Origin of the sequence: Helicobacter trogontum (assembly GCF_000765905.2) — a bacterium.
Classification (GTDB): domain Bacteria; phylum Campylobacterota; class Campylobacteria; order Campylobacterales; family Helicobacteraceae; genus Helicobacter_A; species Helicobacter_A trogontum.
This window is the reverse complement of the sequence record NZ_JRPL02000069.1, coordinates 1-2236: the sequence shown is the minus strand read 5'-3', so window position 1 is coordinate 2236 and position 2236 is coordinate 1. Positions and strand designations below refer to the sequence as shown.

General features: G+C 32.0%; 2 protein-coding genes and 1 pseudogene. All 3 read right to left on the bottom strand.

The annotated features are described in order from the left end of the window. Positions 1 to 342, bottom strand: a pseudogene (locus tag LS81_RS11600) (hypothetical protein); the annotation flags it as partial. 9 nt (positions 343 to 351) lie between these two features. Next, positions 352 to 1851: a hypothetical protein gene (locus LS81_RS10710; protein WP_104696571.1), complete on the bottom strand. Its 1500-nt coding sequence runs from the start codon at positions 1849 to 1851 to the stop codon at positions 352 to 354. Next, entirely contained in the window at positions 1844 to 2191 is a 348-nt protein-coding gene (locus LS81_RS10705) for an alpha/beta hydrolase family protein (RefSeq protein WP_052096618.1), read from the bottom strand. Before LS81_RS10705 ends, LS81_RS10710 begins: the two co-directional genes overlap by 8 nt. Positions 2192 to 2236 lie beyond the last annotated feature (45 nt).

Genomic DNA, 2236 nt, shown 5'->3' with positions numbered 1-2236 from the left:
TTCTATAGAGTTAGAATCTATCTCACCGATTAAGTGATAGATGGGTTTAAGAGTATCTAAGCCTAGATTACTATCTTTAGAATCTAATGTGCCAAAGAATAAAGGATTGGATTTTGTTTCTTTGGAGCCTTGTAAAAGAATAGAATCTAAAAAGATATAAAATTGATAATTTAGCAATGCTTGCTCTGCAAAGTCTTTATACTCTCGGTATTCTTTGCTATTTTGCATGATTTGATAGATTTGTGTGTAGATTGTATGGCAGTCAATATAATCTCCATTGTTGGCAAAAAGAAAAATACTTTTATGTTCTTGCTTGATAGAAAATGTAACTTGGCTTGACATTATTAATCCTTAGTGTATAGTTTCTTTTTCTTGAGTATCGTGTATCATATATTTAGTAAAGCTTGAGTAAGTATTACCACCAAAGTATAAGCCTTTTGCTATTTTGTATTTTCCATTAGTAAATTCTTTATGCCATTCTTGAGAGAGTAAATCCCCCCCCCCCAAACCTTTATATCCATGTATCTTATGTAGATTCTCCTCATTGATATAACACACTGCCTTATTATTCACTAGACTAAAAGGCTGGCAAGCAGCAAGACTTAGCTTTTCTTGTATACTTGACTTTGCATTTGCTTGACATTGATTTCTCATTGCGCGTAATAACTTATTATCAAGCATTTGTATAAAGTAATTGGATTCTATAAATTCCAATAAAGCTTCAATGATATGCTCTTTATCAATACTTGGAGTAAGATATGTGTTAGAATCTTCTTTAAGTGTTTCAAGCTTATAGGCTGTCTCATTGATTTGAGAGATTAAAATGGCTAAGAAATCTATATCATCATATTTTGGAGTTTTTTCATACCAAGCCTGTTCTTTTTTAAATCTCTCATATTTCTTTTGATTTTCTTTGTCAATCTCATGGACTAAGATATTCATAGCAATTCTTACATTATCCATAAAGACATTGAGTTCGTGGAGGTAATCTGCTAGGGTATTATGTGGTTGTGTAGGTGTATTGGTATTAGTATCTGTGGTGGAATCTGTATTGCTAGTATGTTTGGTATCTTTGTGAGATATTGTGGAATCTGTATGGGTGTTTTGTGTAGTGTTTGTAGTAGCACTATTTGCACTAGTCCTTTTAGCCTTTCTATGTGCTATGCTTCTTTGTATGGTTGTGTCATTGGATTCTAATTCTAAAAGGTAGGAGTAGAAGTAGAGGGTTCTTGCAGTGTATTTGAGATAATGAGAAGGTATCCCTGTAATCCCACCTATGTTAATAGCATAATAATAACCATCTATATCTGTCCATAAATGTTGAGTGGCATTGTTTGGATACCCAAGCACAGGAATAAAATCTTTAGCATCCTCTTTTGTCTCTATGTGGTATGTAGATTCAAAAGAGGCTAATGGTTTGCGTTCTTTGTAATTCTTATAGAGACGATGATAATAGGATAAAACAAAATGATGCCAATAATCCTCCTCTTGCTCCAATAGAACAACATAAGGTAACATAGCATTAAGTGGGTCAAAATAAACACCCAAATAAAAATTATCCCCTTTCTCTTTTTTTAAAGCATACGCCTTATCCCATAGTTGTGTTTCAAGCTCTCTTTCAAAATTGTGTGTGATAGAATTTTGTCTCTCATATTGCAAATATGTATCATAATCTTCATGAAGTGCTTGATTGAGCTTATAATTAATTGATTCATTACTCAATAAATCTTGTTTTGTGAAATAAATAATATAATGTGGTATAGGATTAATATTATAAGGAACTTGTAATGTTTTAGCACCAGGAGAATTAAAAGTATAAACTTCATTGATATTTGCTTCATTCTCAATCATCACATAGACTTAAAACAAGCATTTGCGTTAAGGCTCCATCTAGTGAATGTCCTGCTATATTTAAGCTTTTAGATTCTGTCATAGCAGGATATTTTGCTTTGCATTGATTATAGAATCTTAGCATATCGTTATATTGTCCTTGTGGAATGTATCCTAGAGTCATTCTTGCATCTGTTTTTAAATCCTTTGTATCACTTGGTTTTGTGCCACGAATGGCTAAGATATAATTGATATAGCCATATTCACTTGTATATTGTATTGCTTTAGATTCTGTATCCCTTCCTTCTATTTGTGCAAACAAACTACCATAACAAATTAGCATAATTAACACAAACCGCATATATTCTCCTTTATTTTCTATTAAATGACTAATGTGGGTCATCTT

Bases quoted from the DNA above. Each gene is read 5' to 3' on its own strand.
- LS81_RS10710 (WP_104696571.1), bottom strand. From the start codon at position 1,851: ATGATTGAGAATGAAGCAAATATCAATGAAGTTTATACTTTTAATTCT.
- LS81_RS10705 (WP_052096618.1), bottom strand. From the start codon at position 2,191: ATGCGGTTTGTGTTAATTATGCTAATTTGTTATGGTAGTTTGTTTGCA.